The sequence below is a fragment of the Curvibacter gracilis ATCC BAA-807 genome, assembly GCF_000518645.1.
GTDB classification, from domain to species: Bacteria; Pseudomonadota; Gammaproteobacteria; order Burkholderiales; family Burkholderiaceae_C; genus Curvibacter; species Curvibacter gracilis.
In genome coordinates this window covers 89,605-108,900 of sequence record NZ_JADZ01000010.1, presented here as the reverse complement: position 1 = coordinate 108,900, position 19,296 = coordinate 89,605, and the positions used below count along the sequence as shown (strand labels likewise).

Annotated in this window: 14 protein-coding genes and 2 pseudogenes; 7 read left to right on the top strand and 9 right to left on the bottom strand. The window is 59.0% G+C overall.

All coding sequences use genetic code 11. The annotated features are described in order from the left end of the window. Positions 1-77: 77 nt before the first annotated feature. The 3 genes from L880_RS0107210 to L880_RS0107200 all read right to left on the bottom strand — a co-directional run bounded on the left by L880_RS0107210 (position 78) and on the right by L880_RS0107200 (position 4,492). Positions 78-1,121, bottom strand: coding sequence for an ABC transporter ATP-binding protein (locus tag L880_RS0107210; protein ID WP_027475097.1), 1,044 nt, complete (start codon positions 1,119-1,121; stop codon positions 78-80). Positions 1,122-1,590: 469 nt separating this feature from the next. Then, the gene (locus L880_RS0107205; protein WP_157462685.1) at positions 1,591-2,097 is read right to left on the bottom strand and encodes a hypothetical protein; all 507 of its coding nucleotides are present in this window, start codon (positions 2,095-2,097) and stop codon (positions 1,591-1,593) included. A 178-nt stretch (positions 2,098-2,275) separates the two neighbouring features. Then, a complete protein-coding gene (locus tag L880_RS0107200) occupies positions 2,276-4,492 on the bottom strand; it encodes a hypothetical protein (RefSeq protein ID WP_157462683.1) in 2,217 nt (738 codons plus the stop codon). 462 nt (positions 4,493-4,954) lie between these two features. Between L880_RS0107200 and L880_RS0107195 the strand changes: the two genes are divergently transcribed. From L880_RS0107195 to L880_RS0107170, 6 genes are all read left to right on the top strand, one after another. Beyond that, on the top strand, positions 4,955-5,551 hold the full coding sequence (locus L880_RS0107195) for an OmpA family protein (RefSeq protein WP_211245289.1): 597 nt from the start codon (positions 4,955-4,957) through the stop codon (positions 5,549-5,551). Between the two features lie 141 nt (positions 5,552-5,692). Continuing rightward, positions 5,693-7,291 (top strand): CHASE2 domain-containing protein, encoded by a 1,599-nt coding sequence (locus L880_RS0107190; protein ID WP_169737732.1) that lies wholly within the window; start codon positions 5,693-5,695, stop codon positions 7,289-7,291. Beyond that, complete coding sequence (locus L880_RS0107185; RefSeq protein WP_084461098.1) at positions 7,288-9,204, top strand: caspase family protein; 1,917 nt, start codon at positions 7,288-7,290, stop codon at positions 9,202-9,204. Before L880_RS0107190 ends, L880_RS0107185 begins: the two co-directional genes overlap by 4 nt. 45 nt (positions 9,205-9,249) lie before the next feature. Then, complete coding sequence (locus tag L880_RS0107180; protein ID WP_157462680.1) at positions 9,250-10,287, top strand: MlaD family protein; 1,038 nt, start codon at positions 9,250-9,252, stop codon at positions 10,285-10,287. Continuing rightward, positions 10,284-11,282, top strand: coding sequence for a tetratricopeptide repeat protein (locus tag L880_RS0107175; RefSeq protein ID WP_027475090.1), 999 nt, complete (start codon positions 10,284-10,286; stop codon positions 11,280-11,282). The genes L880_RS0107180 and L880_RS0107175 overlap by 4 nt, the downstream gene beginning before the upstream one ends. Continuing rightward, positions 11,279-12,088, top strand: a complete 810-nt coding sequence (locus L880_RS0107170; protein WP_157462676.1) for a hypothetical protein — start codon at positions 11,279-11,281, stop codon at positions 12,086-12,088. The genes L880_RS0107175 and L880_RS0107170 overlap by 4 nt, the downstream gene beginning before the upstream one ends. Before the next feature lie 104 nt (positions 12,089-12,192). Here L880_RS0107170 and L880_RS34295 read toward each other — a convergent pair whose 3' ends face one another. Continuing rightward, positions 12,193-14,502, bottom strand: coding sequence for a caspase family protein (locus tag L880_RS34295; RefSeq protein WP_084461096.1), 2,310 nt, complete (start codon positions 14,500-14,502; stop codon positions 12,193-12,195). Positions 14,503-14,720: 218 nt separating this feature from the next. Between L880_RS34295 and L880_RS35520 the strand changes: the two are divergent. Then, positions 14,721-14,841: pseudogene (locus L880_RS35520) on the top strand (IS5/IS1182 family transposase); the annotation flags it as partial. 271 nt (positions 14,842-15,112) lie between these two features. Here L880_RS35520 and L880_RS35515 read toward each other — a convergent pair. From L880_RS35515 to L880_RS36795, 5 genes and pseudogenes are all read right to left on the bottom strand, one after another. Further along, positions 15,113-15,352: a hypothetical protein gene (locus L880_RS35515; protein WP_157462673.1), complete on the bottom strand. Its 240-nt coding sequence runs from the start codon at positions 15,350-15,352 to the stop codon at positions 15,113-15,115. A 629-nt stretch (positions 15,353-15,981) separates the two neighbouring features. Continuing rightward, entirely contained in the window at positions 15,982-16,296 is a 315-nt protein-coding gene (locus L880_RS35510; protein ID WP_157462671.1) for a hypothetical protein, read from the bottom strand. Next, positions 16,293-17,600 carry an RHS repeat domain-containing protein gene (locus L880_RS0107160; RefSeq protein ID WP_483772903.1) on the bottom strand — a complete coding sequence of 436 codons (1,308 nt, stop codon included), beginning with the start codon at positions 17,598-17,600 and terminating at the stop codon, positions 16,293-16,295. The genes L880_RS35510 and L880_RS0107160 overlap by 4 nt, the downstream gene beginning before the upstream one ends. 293 nt (positions 17,601-17,893) lie before the next feature. Further along, positions 17,894-18,400 carry a hypothetical protein gene (locus L880_RS0107155; RefSeq protein WP_157462669.1) on the bottom strand — a complete coding sequence of 169 codons (507 nt, stop codon included), beginning with the start codon at positions 18,398-18,400 and terminating at the stop codon, positions 17,894-17,896. A gap of 359 nt (positions 18,401-18,759) precedes the next feature. Further along, positions 18,760-19,134: pseudogene (locus L880_RS36795) on the bottom strand (RHS repeat-associated core domain-containing protein); the annotation flags it as partial. Positions 19,135-19,296 lie beyond the last annotated feature (162 nt).

Sequence of the window (19,296 nt, the reverse complement as noted above, 5' to 3'; positions counted from 1 at the left end):
AAAGCTCCAGAAGTTGAGTGGAAACAAGTGAAAGAAAACGGCTAACGCGGGGACGACAGAAATCGCATGGGCCAGGCTCAGGCCGCCAGGGCATGGGCCTGCTGGGGCTGCCACCACAGGCTCACGGCCTGGCCCAACTGCACGGGGTGCTCGGCAAAACGGGCCTCGGGCACCATCACGGTGACACCGGTGGCGCCCTGCTGATCGACCGCCTCCACCCCGAGCAGCACATGGGTGCCCTGGTATTCGACGTCGGTCACCGTGCCCCCCAGGCTGGGGCAGGCCTCGGCCGGGCTGCCCAGTTGCAGGTGGTCGTTGCGCACCGCCATCAAGCCCTGCGGCAGGCGCAGCACGTTGTGCCCGCCCATGAAGCGCGCCACAAACTCGTTGACCGGGCGGTTGTAGATCTGGTGCGGCGAGCCCACTTGCTCAATCACGCCATGGTTCATCACCACCATGGTGTCGGCCAGGGCCATGGCCTCTTCCTGCGAGTGGGTGACGTGGATGAAGGTCAGGCCCAGCTCCTGCTGCCAGCGGCGCAGCTCGGCCCGCATCTGGATGCGCAAAAAGGGGTCGAGCGCAGAAAGCGGCTCGTCGAGCAACAAGACCTTGGGGTGGTTCATCAGTGCCCGCGCCAACGCCACGCGCTGCTGCTGGCCGCCCGACAGCTCGCCCGGCAGACGCTGGGCCAGGTGGCCCATGGCCACGCGCTCCAGCAGGGCCTGGGCCTGCTGCTGCCGCTCGGCCCGGGCCACGCCCTTCATCTTCAGGCTGAAGGCCACGTTGTCTAGTGCCGTCAGGTGGGGGAACAGCGCAAAGCTCTGGAACATCATGGCCGTGCCCCGGGCCGCTGCCGGCAAATCGGTGATGTTGCGCGAGCCCATCAGGATGTCGCCGCTGCTCACCGACTCGTGGCCCGCAATCATGCGCAAGGTGGTGCTCTTGCCACAGCCCGAAGGGCCCAGCAGACAACAGTAGCTGCCCTCGGCAATGCGCAGATCGATGGCATTCACCGCCACACTGCCGCCGTCGTAGCGCTTGCTCAGCGCAATCAGTTCAATGCCGGCAGCCCGCGAGGCCACCGGGCCGGAAGAGGTCTTTGATGCGTCCATGCCCCACATGGAGCACAGTCCGTGCCAGCTTTGTACACAATCTTTTTTTGAGATTGCACACAATTTTCACCAGAAGCGTGCGCAGAGATCGGGCTTTGTAGGACTCTGCGTCACAAGATGGTGCTGAAATCCCTACAAGAAGGCGCGTGCAGGCACCGGACCCATCCTCGCGGCCTTGAGTTGCTTACCCGACGACGGAATAGGAGACCGAAGACGCCAAGGCGGAACCTTTGTTGAGTTCGGCGCTTGCCGGTCAGCGATGCATGCCCGCGCTGACACGCTCTACCTTGCCCAAAAATATGAACACGGCACAAGGCTTGACGCGCAGCATTCATCAAAGGCTCATGCGCAGAGGGGTACCCCCTGGGCTGGAGAACCTGCCTGACCCGTATCAAAGTGCCGATGAATCGGTGTGAGGCGAAAAGCCCACCAGGTCGCCACGGGCCCAGACTGTTCGCCGGGTGACGGTCGGGCAAGGCTAAGGTACTTTGACAGGCGGCTGCTGTGTCAGCAGCACTTTTTCAACCACGACTTCACCATCCGGTGCCGTCTTGATGTAGATGGTCGCGTTGTAGCCCTTGGTCTTCTTGTAATCCAGCTTGCTTTTGATGTCTGCTCCCATCTTGGCCGCCGACCAAAGCGAGCTCAGTACGCCGATCAAAAGCAAGGGGCTTCGTGTCGTGACGGTGGACTCGGTGCTGGCCAACCTGACGGTCCCGCCATTGGCCTCCAACGAGGCCATCCAGGGACGGAGTCTTTCCGGGAGATTGTTAGGAGTGACCTTACCGTAGAAATCGATTTCGACCGTTGGCATCTCTTTCGAGAGGCTATGGGCCAAGTCGCTGTCAAACTGTTGCAGATCGACAAACTGCAGTTTGCTTTGAGCCGGGGTGCCTTCAAGCTTGACCTGGTTCTCCGGCGGGTTTGTGGTGCAAGCTGTCAGAACCAAAGCCAGCATGAAACTGAGCATCAGTGGTCGGGTCATGAATAACGCCTTCAAAGTACCCGAATGGGGCTTGTATTCATTGGTGTTGAGAGTCATTTTGGAAGACGGCTAAATGCATCCGCCTTACTGCGGATGCAAAGTTGAGTGGGGCAGCTACCTCTGCTGGCCGTGATCCGCTGACCACGCCCCGCAGGGCGGCCGCCTCACCTGACCTCACTCATGGCGAATAGACATACCCTTGGGCGTAATATGCGCGAGCCAAACGGCCGTAGATGTCCAACTCGAGATAATCTGCGGTCGTGGCGGCAGGGAAGCCTGCCGCTCCGTTGCTGATGGTCACACTGGTCGATGTCGGTTTGACCGACAAGGCATCAGACACATTCGCAGAAGCAACAATCAATTTATTGATCGAGTTGTACATATAGTAGGTGCTTGCCGAATCAATGGTCGGCGCACCTGCCACCCGCACCCATTGCGTGGTCACGGTGGAGCTGGCAGCCCGCGGCGGCGCTACGGCAGCCAGATTGCCCGACATGTCGTGCATCGGCGTTGAAGTTACCAACGAAGGCGCCTGTATAGGGGCTGTGAGGCGTGCGGTTTCTATGATCGGCGTGCTGGAGCCATTCACATAGATTTCGGCTTGGTACTGCGCAGCCATCTGGATCTTGCTGAAATCAGTCCCTGAAGGGCTATCAGCTCGATAGACAAGGTTGCCATTCCAGACGGCGAGCGGCTCACCCCCCAGGGTTACCCCCCCCATCCGAAAATCACGCTGCGGGACAGTCGTCAAAGTGCCGGGCGAGGGAATGGTGCCAGTCTTATTGAGAATACGCAAAACCGAAGTGCCCGTCGTGTCGATGGGCGCCCACACGACACCGCCGCTGGGCAAGCCTGGCCCCGTCAAACGAACAGCGTAAACGCCCGATGCTTTGAAAGTAGCAGTAGCAGGGTCGAAGGAGGCCCCCGAAAAGTTGAGGCGCAAACCTGCCGTTGCAAAGGAGGGGTAGTTCTTCCCATCATTGACGTTGGCCTGTCGGGCAGGGTTCGCTTGCGTCGATCGGAAATATTCGGGCTCGATACTCCAGTTGAAATTGCGCTGGTTGCCCTTCAGGATCCAGTTCCCGGCCACCGCGCGCGTCAAGTTGTCGTCGCGCCGGAACACGAAAGTACTCGTGTAAGAGATTGGGGTAGTCGAACTGCCCGCCAACGGGCCTGTTCCAGGCTGATTGATCGTCAGTTCCACCACCGCGATATCGTCAACGTTACTTCCGCTGGAACGCGCAGTGAACAGCACCACGGGATTGGAAGCTGTACTGCCCTGCACGGCAGAGCGGTCGGTGTTGCTGAAGAGGTTGCTGTAGCTCGCCGCCAAATCCATACTGCTGTTCTTGAAGCTGTTGGACACTAGGCGCTCGCCCGTGTTGTTGATGCAATTGGCATCGGCGGCTCGCGCAGCGGGTGCCAACGCCAGGCAGCGGTTCAGCTCAACGACCCAAGCATTGAGCTTGGAATAGGTCAGCGCCGGGTTGCTCGGTAACGCCACGGCACTGCTGGGCAGCGGTGTGGCGGCCGTGATCAAATTGGAGACCACGGTCCCGTCGGCATTGTTTTGAATCCCAGTCAGTTTGGCCCGCAATTGGGTCACGCCGGTGCCCGGATCGCGTGTGTGGCTGATGGACTCGATCACGGCATCGACACCGTTGCCATCGTAGGCATAGACTGACTTCACCGCATCAAACTTGCTGGTGTCGCCAAAGCCAGCGGTCTGCAGCGCGGTACTGACCGAAGCCAGCAAGTTTGCTTTGGCCGACGCCAGTTTGCTCGCATCCAGCTTGGAGCCATCGTAGGCTTTATCGGTGCCCGTCACGGCGCCTTGCAAGATGTCCGAGGTGATCTTGTCGGTGAGGGGGTTGACGCTGATGCGATGCACCTTGCCTGTGGCGGCACTTTCATCGGTCGCACTGGCAAGCACATTACCGCCAGCGTCCACCACCCGCAGAACCATCGGCGGCTTGAAGACGGAGGTCTTGTACTTCAAGAGGAACTTGCCATTCGCATCGGTTGTGCCGCTCACCGTATTGCCTTGGGAATCCGTGAGAGTCACGGTCGCGCGACCCAATGGCGCGCCGTCTCCAGCCCCCCCGGCAGCGCCACCGTCACCACCACCATCGCCACCGACACCGGACGAATCGATACCGTAGAGATCGGGTGCTTTGGCGAGATCGGACTGTTCTGCCGGCGCAAGCGGATCCACCGACGCAGTGGAACCGCCACCGCAGGCCGAAAGCACCGCAGCAAGCACAGTCGCTGAAGCCAGCAAGCCCAGGCGCGGCAATCTCCCACCAAATGCGGTCCCATGCAGGGGGCCAGCCCCCTTCAACTCTTCATCCCTCGTCTTCATAAAACACCTTTTCTGACGTATACGACTTCTCATGCAGGTTTTCTGCACTGGCCAATGTAGTGACGAAATTTGCCTTCGCGCATGACATGAATATGCGATGACGCCGAACACCGGCCGAGATAAGGTTCTCGGAATCAACAGCCTGATTTGAGCAACTGAGGCTACCCTGGATGAATATGCGTTTGGCAAAGTCCACGGCGTTGGCGGTGTGTGCTTTCCGCCCGACCGCGAAGTGCCTATTGGCTGCGCAGTGGACGAGATCGATGCACCGATGGCCATGATGAAAAGCCGGTGGCAGGTGTTGGCGCCCTCACTGAAGGCAGCCGTCGTGAGATTCAACGCGAGGCGTTCAACGTCAACGACGCGATCCGATGGCGATTCGAGACCATGACAGACGCCCTTGAACACAAACTTCTTCAACCTGTTGACCCTGGCCGGTGAGAAGAGCAACGCACGCCACGACAGCCAAACCCACTCGATTCACCGATCTACCCAATGAACATGTTGTCGTCGCAGCACACCAGGCCCCCGGTCAACCCACCCACGCGCCTGCGTTCCGGGGCAATGCAGGCCGTGCTGGCGGTGCTGGCCTTGCTGGCAAACCTGGACGCCGAGGCCCAGGCGGCCTTTGAAAGTGCCACAGCCTTGCCCAGCACAGATCAGATGATCGAGCAGCTCAAGCTGATTCCCAGCACAGCCCAGGGCCGCACCCGCAGCCTCAGAAACCTGAGTGTCGAGGTTGTGGCAGAACCTGCCTTGTCGCTGCAGATCCAGTTTGATTTCAATTCGGCGCAGATCCGCCCCGAGAGCCAGGACGCCTTGAGAAATCTGGCGATGGCCCTGCTTTCGCCAGAACTGAGCAATGCCAGCTTTGTGATCGAGGGGCACTCCGACGGCAAGGGCCGCGAAACCTACAACCTGCAACTGAGCCAAGCCCGCGCCGAGGCAGTGAGGGAATTTCTCGTGCGCCAGACCGTGCAATCGGTGCGCTTGCGGGCGGTTGGCAAGGGCAGCAGCCACCCCGTCAACCCGGCAGACCCCATGGCCGCTGAAAACCGTCGTGTGCGCATCGTCCATGTTCAGGGGTCTTGAAACCATCCGCCCAGGCCCCTGTCTGCAGGCGGCTCATCAGAACCTGCGTGCGCATCGGCTCGCGCCCTGCCCATGGTGAACACGCTCCAACGCCTTTGGCGCAACCTGGGACGCCTTCCTTCGCGTCATGTGACCTGGGGCTTGGCTGCGCTGCTGGGCCTGTGGGCCGTGGTTGACGTCTCGTTGATGCACCTCAGCAGTGGCCTGGCCGCCTCGACTTACGACGCGATGGTGCGGGCGCGCTTTCATGCCCATGCGCCCGACCCGCGCGTGATCATCGTGGACATCGACGAGGCCTCGCTGGTGCGCATGGGCAAGGAATTCGGGCAGTGGCCGTGGTCACGCGAGACCTTGGCCACCGTACTGGACCATCTGGAAAGCCAGAGGCCCGTGGCGATCCTGTGGGATGTGGCGTTCTCGGACCCGGACAAGCTCAATCCAGGTGGCGATGCCGCCTTTGACCGCGCGGCCGCCAACAGCCGGCACAGTCACTTCTCGGTGGTGCGCCTGCCGACCGAAAATGACACCAGAAGCCTGATCAACCAGGCCACGTTGCCTGGCTTGTGGCTGCCCACCGGGTCAGCCGGTTCCGCGCCGGCCAACACAGGCCAGACCCGCACGGTGGCATTGATTCCCCCCACACTTCCGGCACTGGCGGCATCGCGCCTGGGCTACAACAACGCCTACGTGGATGACGATGGCGTGCTGCGTCATTTTCGATATGCCGAACGGTTGAAGGACGGCTCGGCCATCCAATCGATTGCGCTCAGCGTGCTGGCCGAGGTGGCCCCTCAGACCTACCGCGACATCGCCGCATCTGCCCATGAAAGCGGCTACCAAAGCCGAGAGCTGATTGCCTGGCGCGCCAAGGCGGACATTTATCCCCGCGTCTCGTTTGCAGACGTCTTTGCCCAGGCCGAGGGTGGCCAGACCGACCCAGCGATGCCCACGTTCGCGGGGAAAGTCGTCATCATCGGCTCCAGTGCGCCTGGCCTGCATGACGTGCATCCCACCGCTCTGGCGCCCGCTCACCTCGGCGTCGATGCGCTGGCCACCGTGGTGGATAACGCGCTCAACCAACACCGCCTGTCCACGCTCTCCCCTTGGCTGCAGGTGATGTTGGCGGGTGCTCTGTTCGTGGTCCTGACGCTGTGGGTGAGCCGGCACAGCGTCGCCAGCCTGGCCCCTGTCACGGTGGTGGTACCGGCCCTGCTGCTGGTCGTGAGCTATCTGTCGCTCAACCTGCTGCCGCTATTCATTGATCTGCACCTGGCTGCCGGATTCGGCTTGCTGATGCTGAGCAGCTTGCGCTTGTGGAGCGAACGGCGTCGCGACTACTGGTGTCATCTGTCGGAAGCGTTGCAGACCGGCACCGTGGAGCTGTGCCTGCTGGCAGGTCATGAGCCTTGGGATGCAGCGGCCCTGGAGCACTTGATGGATGCCCTGCAGCGCCATGCCCCGAGCTGCCGCCTGGTGCTGCCAGAAGGCGAAGTCAAATGGCCTGCCAAACGCCACTACCCAGCCTTGGCAGAGGTCGTGGCGGTTGTGGGTCCCGCCGGCGTGCTGAGCCATGTGCACGAACACTTGCTGAAGGTTCTTGAGCCTTGGCTCCATCGCAACAGCCCGATGGTGACCTGCCAGGCCAATCAGCTGTTGGCCAACATGCTGGCAGCGTGGTCATTGATGCTCAGCCAGGCCGCCCCATTCAATCCAACCCACTCATTTTCAAGCGCCCCATGAAAGCCCCAGGACACATTTCCGGTAGCGCCCTTGCACTCACGGCCATTTTCTTGCTGGGCTTGCCCAGCCTCGCCCAGCAAGCCGTGCCGGCGGCACCCAGCCCGCCACCGGCTCAGGTCACGCAGTTGTTGCGTGCCAGTGAAATGCGCGCCGACAAACTGCCGACCGCTGACGTGCTAGCGACACTGCCAACGGGCGCCACGGTGCAGGTCCGGAGTCTGGAAGGTGGCTGGGCACAAGTCTCGTGGCAAGAAAGCTCGGGTGCCGACAGCCCTGGGCGCCCCTCGGAGAAAACACGGGTCGGCTGGGTACGCGCTGGTGCGCTGAACCTGCAAGTGGGCAATGCACAGGCGGCCACCCTGCTCAATGGCCGCACGGAGCGTGCCCACAGCGCGATGACATTGGGCGTTCGCAACCTGCCAGCACGGGACAACCGTCATGCGCTGATCATCGGTATCAGCCGCTATGCTGACCCGCGCATCCCCGAACTGCCGGGCACCCACGTTGACCGGGAGTCGGCCACCCAGATGGCGCAGGCCATGCAGGTGCCGCCCGGCAACATCACCTACCTGCAAGACGAGGCCGCCACAGGCGATGGCATACGCAAGGCCCTGCAGGAGTTGAGCACCCGCATCGAGGAGGGTGACCGGGTGTTTTTGCATTACTCGGGCCACGGTACCCGCTACAAGGATGCACAAGCCGGCAATTGCGTGGAGGCACTGCTGGCCTACGACGGTGGGCCACAGGGCACGGTGACTAACCGGGAAATGGCAGATCTGTTGAAGCCTATCGTCAAAAAATCAGACAAGCTGTTTGTGATGTACGACGCCTGTCATTCCGGTGGCATTGTGCAGACCGCCCAGACGGTGCGCACCCGAGGGTTTCAAAACAGCAATGATGAGGGTGTGCTGAGACCCAAGTTTGTCGCGACCTCCGACGAGTGTTCTCGACCGGTGAATGTCAAAGGACGCAATCTCGCGGTGGAGCAGACGGAGCAAGGCGCGTTGGCCCAGGACATCATCTATGTCAGCGCCTCACGTGACAACGAAGTCAGTTTTGACGACGAGGAAAAAGGGGGGCTGGCCACCCAGTACATGCGCGACTGCATGTTGCGTGACGCCCAGGACCTGGATGGCAGTGGAGCCGTCTCAGTGGATGAGATCCGGCAATGCGCCCAAGGCAAATTGAACCAGCGCATGCAAAACGATGCGTTGTTCAAGCCGCACAACATCACCTTGCACGGCAATTCCTCTTTTGTACCGACCTGGTTCCATCAGCCGGTGTCCGAGGCCATGGCGGCCGCTGTACCCCAAGCCGAGGCGACGAGCCAGCCGGCCCCGGTGCAACAGTTCACTGGCGAGCAGGCATTGCGCCAAATCTTTGACCAACGCGATGCCAAACGACAGGTCCGCGCCCAACTGAACAAAGCGCCTTTGAAAATCGGCCAGGACTTCGTTGATTTGCAATTGAACTCGAGCCGCGATGGTTACCTCTATGTGGTCATGGCCGGGTCTGACAACCGTTCGTTGTACTTGCTGTTTCCAAACGAACTGGACCGCGACAACAAGGTTTCGGCAGGAGCCAGCGTGCGATTGCCACGGCCTCATTGGCGGCTCAGGGCGTCCGGCCCCGCCGGAACCGATAGCTTGCTGGTCATGGTCACGGACCAAGCGCGCGACCTGGCGCCATTGCGCGACAGCCCCTATACCACCAAGGCGGGCCCCTTCGTAAAGTCACTCAACGACGCCCAGGGACGTGCGGCCCTGGGGTACCAGTTGCTGACCGGATCGTTGGGCGCCACCGGTTCGTGCGCCGGCCGTGAGGGACGCAATGCGCAGAGGTCGTCCAACACAGGGCCCGCTTGTTCGGACGCCTACGGAGCGGCCCTGCTGAGCGTCGAGGAAAAAGATTGAACCCGCCCTCCCCCACCCGCATGAAGGCCCAGGAGCTTGAGCGCCATGCCTACCTTTGAAGATACTCAAGCCCCGCAGCCTTTGGACCAGGCCCATGCCGGCCGGTTGTGGATTGTGCTCTCCCTGGTGTCAGCAATTGTCCTGACTGGCGTTGGCGCCTGGCGACAGGGCTGGTTCACGCCCAAGGTCGTGCTTCTGGTGCAACTGCCTGGCGCCAACGGGGTGCAGGTTGGCATGCCGGTCAAGCTCAAGGGCTTCAAGATTGGTGAGGTGAACGCCATCGAGTTGTCGCCTGAATTGAATGTCACTGCTCATTTGCAAATCGACGCGCAACGCCTGAACCTGCTGACCGAAGGCACGCGAGCCCGCTTGACGCGGGAGAGTCCGATCGGCGGGCGCTTCATTGACATTGTTGTGGGCCCTCAAGACAGGCCGCTGCTCGCCGACGGGGGAACACTGCCCATGGACAATGGCAACGACCTGGACGACATGATGGTCAGCGTGCGCGTGGCTGTCGAGAAGTTGACCCAGGCCATCGGCAAGGTCGATCCCATCTTGGACGATACCCACAAAATCACGACCGAGGCGAATGCCGTCAGCGGCCAGGTGCGAGAGTCATTGACCGCGATGCTCGTCAATTTTCAGGCGATCTCAGCCCAACTGAATACGATCAGCAAGACAAGCTCGGGCTTGATCGCCCATGCGGATCAAGACAGGGCAACCTTGGCAACAGATGCACGACACACGTTGCAAGCAACCACACAGCTCATGCAATCGGCCAATACGGCCTTGCTGGCCGTGCAAAAAGAACTTCCGCAACTGCTGGGGAAAGTTCAGGACACCATGGCAGACATCCAGACCGTCACGGCTGACGTCAAACAGATCAGCACAGCGGCGCGCCATCAGTTGCCAGCAGCGATGCGTGCCGGACGGGCCTCCCTGGACGATGTGGCCGAAATCACCGACGGCGCGCGCCGCACCTGGCCTCTGAGTTCAATGGTCAACACCGCCTCCCCGGTGCCCTTGCCACTGGATGGCTTTGAAGACGGTACGGCACCCCCAACACGGACAAGCTCACCATGATTCTGGCGCCTGAATTCAACGCGGAACCGGCAACCGTCAGCCCCCATAGCCCCCATAGCCCCGATATCCCCGACAGCCCCACTCTGGGCCGCGCCGTTCATGCTTGCAAAGCGCTTGCGCGTGCGCTGCTCACTGTTGCCTTGATCGCGGCCCTGTCGGGCTGCAGCAGACCCCGACAGCCCGCCACGGATAGCGAAGCCGCCGCGACGCTCGCGCTCACATCCACCCGTGCTCTGGCGCAGGAGCGCGCGGCGGCCCAGGCCTATGCCCACGGTGACCTGAACCAGGCCGCCGATCAGTATCAAGCGCTGGCGCTGCGCTACACCTCACTGGCCCAAACAGCACTTCAAGCCTGGGCCTGGTTGAACTGGGCCCGCGTGCAGTCCGAACTCGGGCATCCGGAATCGGCCCTTGCCGCGATCCGCCTGGTACTGAGCCTTGAATCACTGCCACCCACGGTACAGGTGCTGGCACAGGGTCGTCTGGCGGCCTTATTGCTGACCCGAGAGCCCAGCGCTGCCGCCGAGCAGTTGACGCGAGCGCAGGCCCTGTGCCGGTCTTGCGCCGAACAATCAGCCCTGTCCACTTTGCGTGCGCGATTGAACATGCAGCAAGGGGATGCCCCAGCAGCCAGGCAAGCGGCTGCATCGGCCCTGCAAAGTGCGGTGTCAAGCGCCGATCTGGCCAATGCTTTGCGCGTCAGTGCCCAGGTTGAACTGCTCATGGCACCCGGCCTGGGAGACCTGGGTACAGCCATTGCCAACACGCACAAGGCCCTGGCCCTGGACCAGGGGCAGGGCGCAGCTTCCAAAGTGAACACCGACCTGGATCTGCTGGCCCGCCTCTACCGGGCGCACGGCGACACACGTAACGCCCAACATTACACAACGCTTTTGAAACAAGCCCAGGAGGCTCAATCCACGCTCCAGGCAACGCTGCGGCCGCAAGCGTCTGACCTGAGCCTCACGGCAAGGCCTGCTGCCAGTGCGCCATGAACCAGGCATCTGACGACACCCGCGCGGGCTTTGATGTGCCCCATAGTCAGTCGACCGGGCGACGACTCATCGCGCTACGGGCTTTGTGGTGCCATCGACGCAGTTGGCGGCTGCCTGCAGGCCGAACCGCGCTGCGCAACGAGCGCGATGTAGAAATCACCGAATTGATGCCCTTCGTGCTGCTGAGTGCAGCGCTGAGCGGCGCTGGCTTGTTCGTTCTTCTGCCGCTGACACTGGGAAGCCAGGCGGCACTGGTGGTGCAACAGGTCTGGCCGTGGATCACGGTATTTGTGGCCCCCTGGGCCTGCGCGACGCTGATGGCCTGGCTCAGCGCACCGAATCTGGCCCTGCGTTTGAGCGCGTTCTCAGCGACCGGCACACCGCACGACAAGCCCGACGTCATTTCGGCGCAGGCCGCCTCGCATTGCGTGCCCGTGTTGCTGGCCCATGCCGTCGTTGCCACGGCAGCGACCGCCTTGCTGCTGCTGTTCACGTTGGTACTGGGCCTGGCCTTCAACCTGATGCTGCACGCAGGCGATCTGGGAGATCTGGCCAGCATCGCATTCACGGCCACCACGCCGATGCAATGGATGCAGGTCTGGTGCCATGGCGCCATCTTGGGATTCGCCGGCATGCTGGGCACCGTGCTCTATGCCTGGCCAGGCACCCAATCCGTGAAAAAGGGGCTCGATGCGCACCGCCTGGGCCTGCGCGCGACGCTGGCGAGCATGCTCGCCAGCAGTTGCACAACCACACTCCTGTTGTCGTTCCATATGTTCTTGACTGCCGGCCATCGCATCTACTGATCGCTGCCGTGGGATGGGGCAGGATGATCCACAGCGCTGACTAGAGGACAAGGCTGGCGCCCCGAAGGACACGGGGCCACTTTGAATATGGGGCATGGGGCCTCCTAGCCGCCGCGGACCTGTGAAACCAGCTCCTGACGATCGTTTTGCTCAACCCACCCACCACGCAAGCGCACTCTGATTTCATGAGCGATGTCGGCGTTCACGCCAGGCGCCACCCAGATGTCACGCTCCAGATAAGCGCCCAGATTGTTGTTGAAGCCGCGGGCTTCAATCTTGAAGGTCTCGAACGTACCGGCAGGCACAGTGATGGTCTCTTTGCCGACGACTTTGAGTTTGTACTCAAACGTGTATTTGACATTGTTAGGACGGGACTGTACGAAGCGTGTCGTCCACTTCTTGCCAACAATCAATTCGGCCGGATAAAACTGACGAGGTGTACTGAACCTGCCTCGCAGATTGGTGGAGATGTTGCCCATCAGGTCAGACTCATACTCGCCATCGTTGTACTCCACGCGTTCGCTGCTCGTGTCCACCCGGGTCACCTTCATCACCAAGGGATTGGTGGTTCGGTTCACGCGGTCAATCACCCGCAGCGTGTAGACATCCCCCACCTGGTAGCTGCGCTGGTGCTCGGCAAACCCTTTGAAATACGGTGTGGCAGGCAGCTCCGTCGGTGCGGCCGAAGCGGCCTCTGTGGCCTGCATGGCCAGTTTTTGGGTCTCTTTGGCCTGGGCTTCACGGCGGCTCTGCTCAGCCTGTTGAGCCAACAGCGCCAAAGCTTGCCGTGCCTGCTCCTGCAGCCGCTTTTCCTCTGCTTCGCGCTGAACCTGCAGAGCGGCCAGACGCTCTATTTCTTGCTGCACCGCCACGGCCTGCGCCCGTTGCTGGCGCGCGCGCTCCTCTTGCGCTTCGGCAACCGCCAAGGCCTCCATGCGCTGAGCCTCACGCTCAGCCTGCTGTTTGGCTTGCAGGGACAGCTCAGCCAGTCGGGCGTCCTTCGCTTCGAGCAGACGGGCACGTTGAGCAGCGTCTTCTTCTGCCAAGCGTGCCAATCGAGCGGACTCTTCCTCAGCCAAGCGAGCGCGCCGTGACGCGGCCTCGGCTTCGGCCACGCGGGCCTGGCGCGCGGCCTCCTCTTCGGCCGCCCGCGCTACCCGGGCAGCCTCCTCTTGGGCCGCGCGAGCCAACCGTGCGGCCTCCATTTCAGCCAGCCGGGCCTTCTCCTCAGCGATTCGAGCCATTTCAGCGCGCTCGGCAGCCTCTTTGGCCAGCGCGACTCGGCGGGCTTCCTCGCGGGCGGCCTGGGCCTGGGCCTGCCGCAGTCGCTCCTGCTCGGCCGCCTCCGCTGCCACACGCTTGGCTTCCGCTTCTGCAGCACGCTCACGCGCCAATCTCTCGCTCTCTATCAACTCTTGCGCCGCATGGGCTGCCGATTGAGCAGCCGCCAGCAACTTCTGTTGCTCACGCCTAGCCAGGGCAGAAAGCAACCGATTCATGCGCGACCCCGCCAATTCGCTCGCACTGCCACTGGGATACTCTCGAATAAAGGCAGCCAGCACTTCGGGGTCATCGTTGTTCTTGACGGCCTGCCACGCTTTCATTTCCTTTTCAAGAAGCTGATCCTTTTCAGACTCAGTCAAGGTACGGGTTGGGTTCGGAAATAGATACAAGTCCTCTTCCAGAGACGTGCTCTCCCAGGGCACCTGTTGTCCTCGTGAGGCCATCCGCACGCTCAGCCGCACCCGTTTGAAGGCATCTTCAACCCGCACACCTTGCACAGAAAATTCACGCAGCAGGTTGCTCGTGTAAAGACCGTTGCTGCCTGCACCATCCTGCGCCACATTGCCCGGTGCGGTGGCATACGCCAGCAGACTGCCCACCGGAGCATCGAACTGACTCAAGCCCTTTGCCGACGGCTTGTAAGTGCCAGCAAAGGGATCGTCACGGCAAGCATCCAAAATGATCAGAAAGCTGCGACCCTGTTCCTCTTTCATGTATTTCAGCAGTTGGCTCACATCCACAGTCTGCTTGGCAACGTCAGCCGCCGTGCGAATGTTGGCATCGACCGGCACCAGGTAGTTGCGCCAGTCCTGCTGCAGGCCATGCCCTGCGTAGTAGAACAGGCCAAATTTGACCTGAGGGTCTTTGATGGCTTGCCCGAAGCGGGCCACCGCATCTTGCAAGGCCCCCATGTCGGTGTCGAGTTGACGATCCACCTTGAAACCGGCTTTGCTCAGCAGCGCCGCCATCCCCTCTGCATCATTCTTGGGATTGGCCAAGGGTGCGAACCTGTAAGCGGAGTTGCCCACCACCAGCGCCACTCTCTCGGTAACCTCTGCCCAAACTGGTGCAGCGCAGAAGACGTAAAGCACACCCAGCCAACCGAGCCGGGAACGAATCTTGGAACGCATACGCCGTCTTTGGAAAACTTCAACCTGACGGTTCTACCACCGGCAACGGACTTGACTATCCCACATTCATGTGGGTGCCCAACCCCGCATCCAGCGCAAACCAGCGGCCTACAGCGTGCCGCTAGGCACGCCGCCCCCGTGTGGGCTTCAGACCAACTCGCCATGAACTCAACCGGGCCATCCAGCGCCACGGATGACCACCGAACTCAGCAGTGGGGTGGTTTGCCGGGTCTGGAAAACTGAGGATTCGATTCGAAAGACGGCTCGATATCCATCAAGCCTTGCTCACGTTGAGCCGCAGCCATCATCTGTTCTCGGTTCGTGGACCTGTCGTGTTAGCCATCAAAAGCTGCCCACAGCCTGCCTGCAGCTGGGCGCCATGCCGGCCAAGCCCCACACATTGAATTCGAACGAGCACATCTTTCAAAGCGGCAACTTTTAATATTGCAGGCACGCCAGATGCTGATCTTTATCTCCTCAAGACTGGGATTCCAAGCTTCAAAATCATCCAACAGCATCAAAAATATTTTCCTCACTTAAGAGGTATTTCAGCGTAAACAATCCTCTTTCGCGCTCACCGCAGTGAAGACAAATTCGATTTTGGTAGATATCACGCTGACCCAGTCATGATGAAGTGCCCCCATCCTGAATTCTTGATATCGTCAGAATCAGCACGACGAATTGCCAATCCTTGAGAATCAAAGGATAAATTTAAGCCAACCTTCTCAGGATTCAACCAAGCTGATTCACACTCTTCGCAAAGCAGAAAAAGTTCATGCGAACTTAAAACTTTCGCAACAAATAAGCGCCCTTGTTCACAAGCTGGGAAAACGACCGTCCAATATTCCATATACATCTCCTGTCACTGACGATTTCAATGGCTGCCGGGGTCGAATTTAGTCTTTTTCCCCAAAATCAACAGAAACACATACCCAACCCAACTCAGCGAAAATTTTTAATTGAGCAGAAATCTGGAAAATCAAGTTCGCAGAACGGTTCCGACTCGACTCAGTGGGTTTAGGAAGAGGCTTCTCGGCAGGATGCGGCGTATCAGGTTGCCATGCAGGTCGTACTCAAAATGCAGGCATTGGTAGAAGCGCAGCCGTTTTTCAGGCACCCACTAGCGGGGGGGGATGACGGCCAGAGCGCTATGGTTTGGCGCGGCACTTGGCCACCAAACTTAGCGAGAAAACATTTAGACGCGCTCCTGAGAGTAGCTGATCAATGACTGAAAAACGTCAGCCTCCACAACTGGATTCATTCTTGAACGTCGTTTATTTATTCGATGAACGCCGCCACCTTTGACGGCACCAATTTGCCTAAGTGGCATTTCCGATCAACTACTTGATTTAAATAATGAGTGTCTGCATGACCGAGAGTTCACTAGGAAAATGAGGGGAATCCATCCCTTAGCCGAAACCCGCACACTGCCCGACCTCATGGCCGGATTGAGGACGCAGGGATAAAAAGGTTTTCGGCTTAAATTTGATCTTCGCATGGCATCAAATCAACAACAAACATCCATAGGGAATTTTCGACATCATTATGAAAATTCAAGCCCATTGCCTTCACATCATCCGAGAATTTAACCAAAACCCTCTCCCCTCTTACATGACGGCTCATTCCACCCTCCTTTTCATTCATTAAAACAAGTCCTTTTTTTCCTATTAACTTCCAATAGTTATCTATATCTCTCGTATCGCCTGGGCTGGTCGTAAATCCCAAAAAAGATTGAACTAGTACTTGAGAATTTTTTTGCAAATATTTTGTCGACTTCTTCACAATGATACTCACTCTTTTACAGGATAGGTTGGAGTATGCGTACCGTCTGGATGCTGCACATCCCAGTGTGGGGCATGTGTCCCGTTATGGTCGGTTGGTTCCCAGACATCACCCTTCTTATCAAGATATCCTTTGCATTTACATTTCGGATGGTATTTGTAATGCCCACTACCTTGAGTTGGCTCAAATTTTCCACCGGTACTGGCAGGTGTCGGCCTTCCTGGAAGAGGAGGAGGAAGACACGCCAACCCCATCGGGTCAACAAACTTAACAGGATTAGGCGAGTACTGAAAATTATTAATACCACCCTTGAGTCCTATCGGATCTTGAGAAATGAAGCGCCCAACCACCGGATCGTAATACCGATACCGGTTGTAATGCAGCCCCGTCTCCGCGTCAAACTGCTGCCCCTGAAACCTAAACGGCTGCTCCAGCGCAGGCATCTGCGCCCGCCCTTCTGAGCGCAGTTCCATTCGATCCGCCCACCCATTCGTCCCCGTCCTCAAGCCCTGCCAGACCTTGGCCTGGCCCCATACCTTGTAGTCCGCACTCCACACTATCTGCCCTTGCGCATCTGTCAGCTCCAGCGGCGCACCGATCTGGTCGCATTGGTACCAGTAGGTCTGGCCCTGCTGCACGGTGGCCAAAGGTACAAAGCTGTTGGGCTCGTAGACGAATAGCGCGGCGGGTTGGCTGGCGCGCTGGCTTTGCACCATCAGGTCGCCATCCCACAGGTAGTGGGTGCTGCCAAAGGCATCGGCCTTGCTGATGCGCCGGCCCAGGGCGTCGTAGCAGTAGTGGGAGGTCTGGGTGACGCGGTGGCGGCTGACCTGGGCGCTGATCAGTTGGTGGGCCGCGTCCCAGCTCAGGTGGGTGTCGCTGTGTTGCTGGCGGCTCTGGTTGCCCTGGATGCGGCGGGTGAGGTTGCCATGCGGATCGTACTCAAACTGCAGGTCTTGGTAGGAGTGCAACCGGTTGTCGGGCACCGGCTGGATGGGCCCATCGGGCGAGCTGGGGCTGAGGAGGTTGCTGGCGGGGTCGTACACAAAGCGTTCGGGCGCGAATACGGTGTAGTTGGCCGTGGGCAGGGCCGCCAGGATGCGGCCGGTGGGGTCGTACTCAAAAGATTGACCGCCGCGCAGGCTGTCTTGGCGCTGTCGGAGTTGGCCGGCGGCGTCGTAGGCGTAGCGGCGCTCCAGCACTGCACGGCCCCGTTGGGCACCCAGGCTGGCCTGGTGGCGGGTGAGGCGCCCCATGGGGTCGTGGTCGTAGCGGCTGCTGAGCGCGCCCTGGCTGCGTTGCACCTCGCGGTGCAGGGCGTTGCGCTCTACGTCCGTGATGACTTTAACAGTGGCGGGCTGGGCGGGCCTTTCTGAAAAACATCAAATCCGAGCTGCGAAGTTTTTGAGCACTTCTGCAATCTCCAACGCTTCAAATTCTGATAATTCCACAGGGTCATTACTCGTGGTGGATGTCTTGATATGCGAACAGCCTGGTCGTCTGTTTCAAAATGGTCTTCTTCAGGCATAATTCACATCCTCATTCCCCTATAGTGGAAAGCTAGGACTTGCCATCAACTGGTGAATTCATTTTAATGGGGAATTTAAAATCAATATTTAATCCGATAGTTCGACATTATTGAATGCCCTTCAATATAAATTCTAAACTGCTCGCAAGCCCCCGCGCCAAACCGACCCACATCCATAAAAAAGAAACCAATTAGGTAATCTGCACCATCCATGGCCACGGACGACCTGTTTCTATTAAATAAAATGTAATGAATTATTTTATAAATATTAAAATCATTTAGCGAAATTCCTGAGTCTTCCATATTGCCAAAATTTTCATTACAGTAAATATTTAACTCCTCATCTGAAATATTTCCTAGCAAATAGTTATCCACCTTTTCAATGTAGAATCTAACGATTCTCAATGCACTCGGCGAAAACTTCCACATCTCGTTTTTTGACATTATTATTTTTTCGGAAATATAATCCTTTAAAATCCTCATTATTTCATCATAGGGCATTTCCCTTATGTCAAATTCACTTTCAAAAATACCGCACTGCGACATACATGATTTCATTTCCGAGCTAGAATTTTCCGGATTTTTCATAAATCAACCTTTGATTAATTACATCCATCGCCTATGCCCAATTGTTTCTTCACGTGAGCACAAGATGAGCAGGCTATCATGGGCTTCATTTTTCTGTCATTACGCCAAACATTCATGACTGCACCATTCACCATTTCCCTCAGCCCTGCCAAAGAGGTTATTCCTTTTTTGTTAGCAGATTTGCTCAGCATATCTGCCTCGGCGCAACTGCCGTGATAATAACTTCTGACTTCTTTTGGGACATTATCGTACGCCTGCTGAACTGCCGGATTGGAAATACCACGACCTCCTTCCAACGTACTCGAGCCCGTCTGAAGTCCATCTGGAATATTGGGTCCAGTTATATTTCCCGCAGCTCCAGATAATCCAAATGGATCTAGCCATGCAATTGGATTGACGGCATATTGATAGATATTAAATCCACCCCGCAATCCAATCGGATCCTGAGAAACAAACCTCCCAACCACCGGATCGTAATACCGAAACCGGTTGTAGTGCAGCCCCGTCTCCGCGTCAAACTGCTGCCCCTGAAACCTAAACGGCTGCTCCAGCGCAGGCATCTGCGCCCGCCCTTCTGAGCGCAGTTCCATTCGATCCGCCCACCCATTCGTCCCCGTCCTCAAGCCCTGCCAGACTTTGGCCTCTCCCCACACCTTGTAATCCGCCGCCCAGGCCACACGCCCCTGCGCATCCATCAGTTCCAGCGGTGCGCCGATCTGGTCGCACTGGTACCAATAGGTCTGGCCTTGTTGCACGGTGGCCAGGGGCACAAAGCTGTTGGGCTCATAGACGAACAACACCGCCTGCTGGCTGGCACGCTGACTTTGCACCATCAAGTCGCCGTCCCACAGGTACTGGGTGCTGCCAAAGGCGTCTGTCTTGCTGATGCGCCGGCC

Excerpts from the sequence above, each read along its gene's own strand:
- L880_RS0107210 (WP_027475097.1), bottom strand. The coding sequence starts at position 1,121 with ATGTGGGGCATGGACGCATCAAAGACCTCTTCCGGCCCGGTGGCCTCG.
- L880_RS0107205 (WP_157462685.1), bottom strand. The coding sequence starts at position 2,097 with ATGACCCGACCACTGATGCTCAGTTTCATGCTGGCTTTGGTTCTGACA.
- L880_RS0107200 (WP_157462683.1), bottom strand. The coding sequence starts at position 4,492 with ATGAGAAGTCGTATACGTCAGAAAAGGTGTTTTATGAAGACGAGGGAT.
- L880_RS0107195 (WP_211245289.1), top strand. The coding sequence starts at position 4,955 with ATGAACATGTTGTCGTCGCAGCACACCAGGCCCCCGGTCAACCCACCC.
- L880_RS0107185 (WP_084461098.1), top strand. The coding sequence starts at position 7,288 with ATGAAAGCCCCAGGACACATTTCCGGTAGCGCCCTTGCACTCACGGCC.
- L880_RS0107180 (WP_157462680.1), top strand. The coding sequence starts at position 9,250 with ATGCCTACCTTTGAAGATACTCAAGCCCCGCAGCCTTTGGACCAGGCC.
- L880_RS0107175 (WP_027475090.1), top strand. The coding sequence starts at position 10,284 with ATGATTCTGGCGCCTGAATTCAACGCGGAACCGGCAACCGTCAGCCCC.
- L880_RS0107170 (WP_157462676.1), top strand. The coding sequence starts at position 11,279 with ATGAACCAGGCATCTGACGACACCCGCGCGGGCTTTGATGTGCCCCAT.
- L880_RS34295 (WP_084461096.1), bottom strand. The coding sequence starts at position 14,502 with ATGCGTTCCAAGATTCGTTCCCGGCTCGGTTGGCTGGGTGTGCTTTAC.
- L880_RS35515 (WP_157462673.1), bottom strand. The coding sequence starts at position 15,352 with ATGGAATATTGGACGGTCGTTTTCCCAGCTTGTGAACAAGGGCGCTTA.
- L880_RS0107155 (WP_157462669.1), bottom strand. The coding sequence starts at position 18,400 with ATGAAAAATCCGGAAAATTCTAGCTCGGAAATGAAATCATGTATGTCG.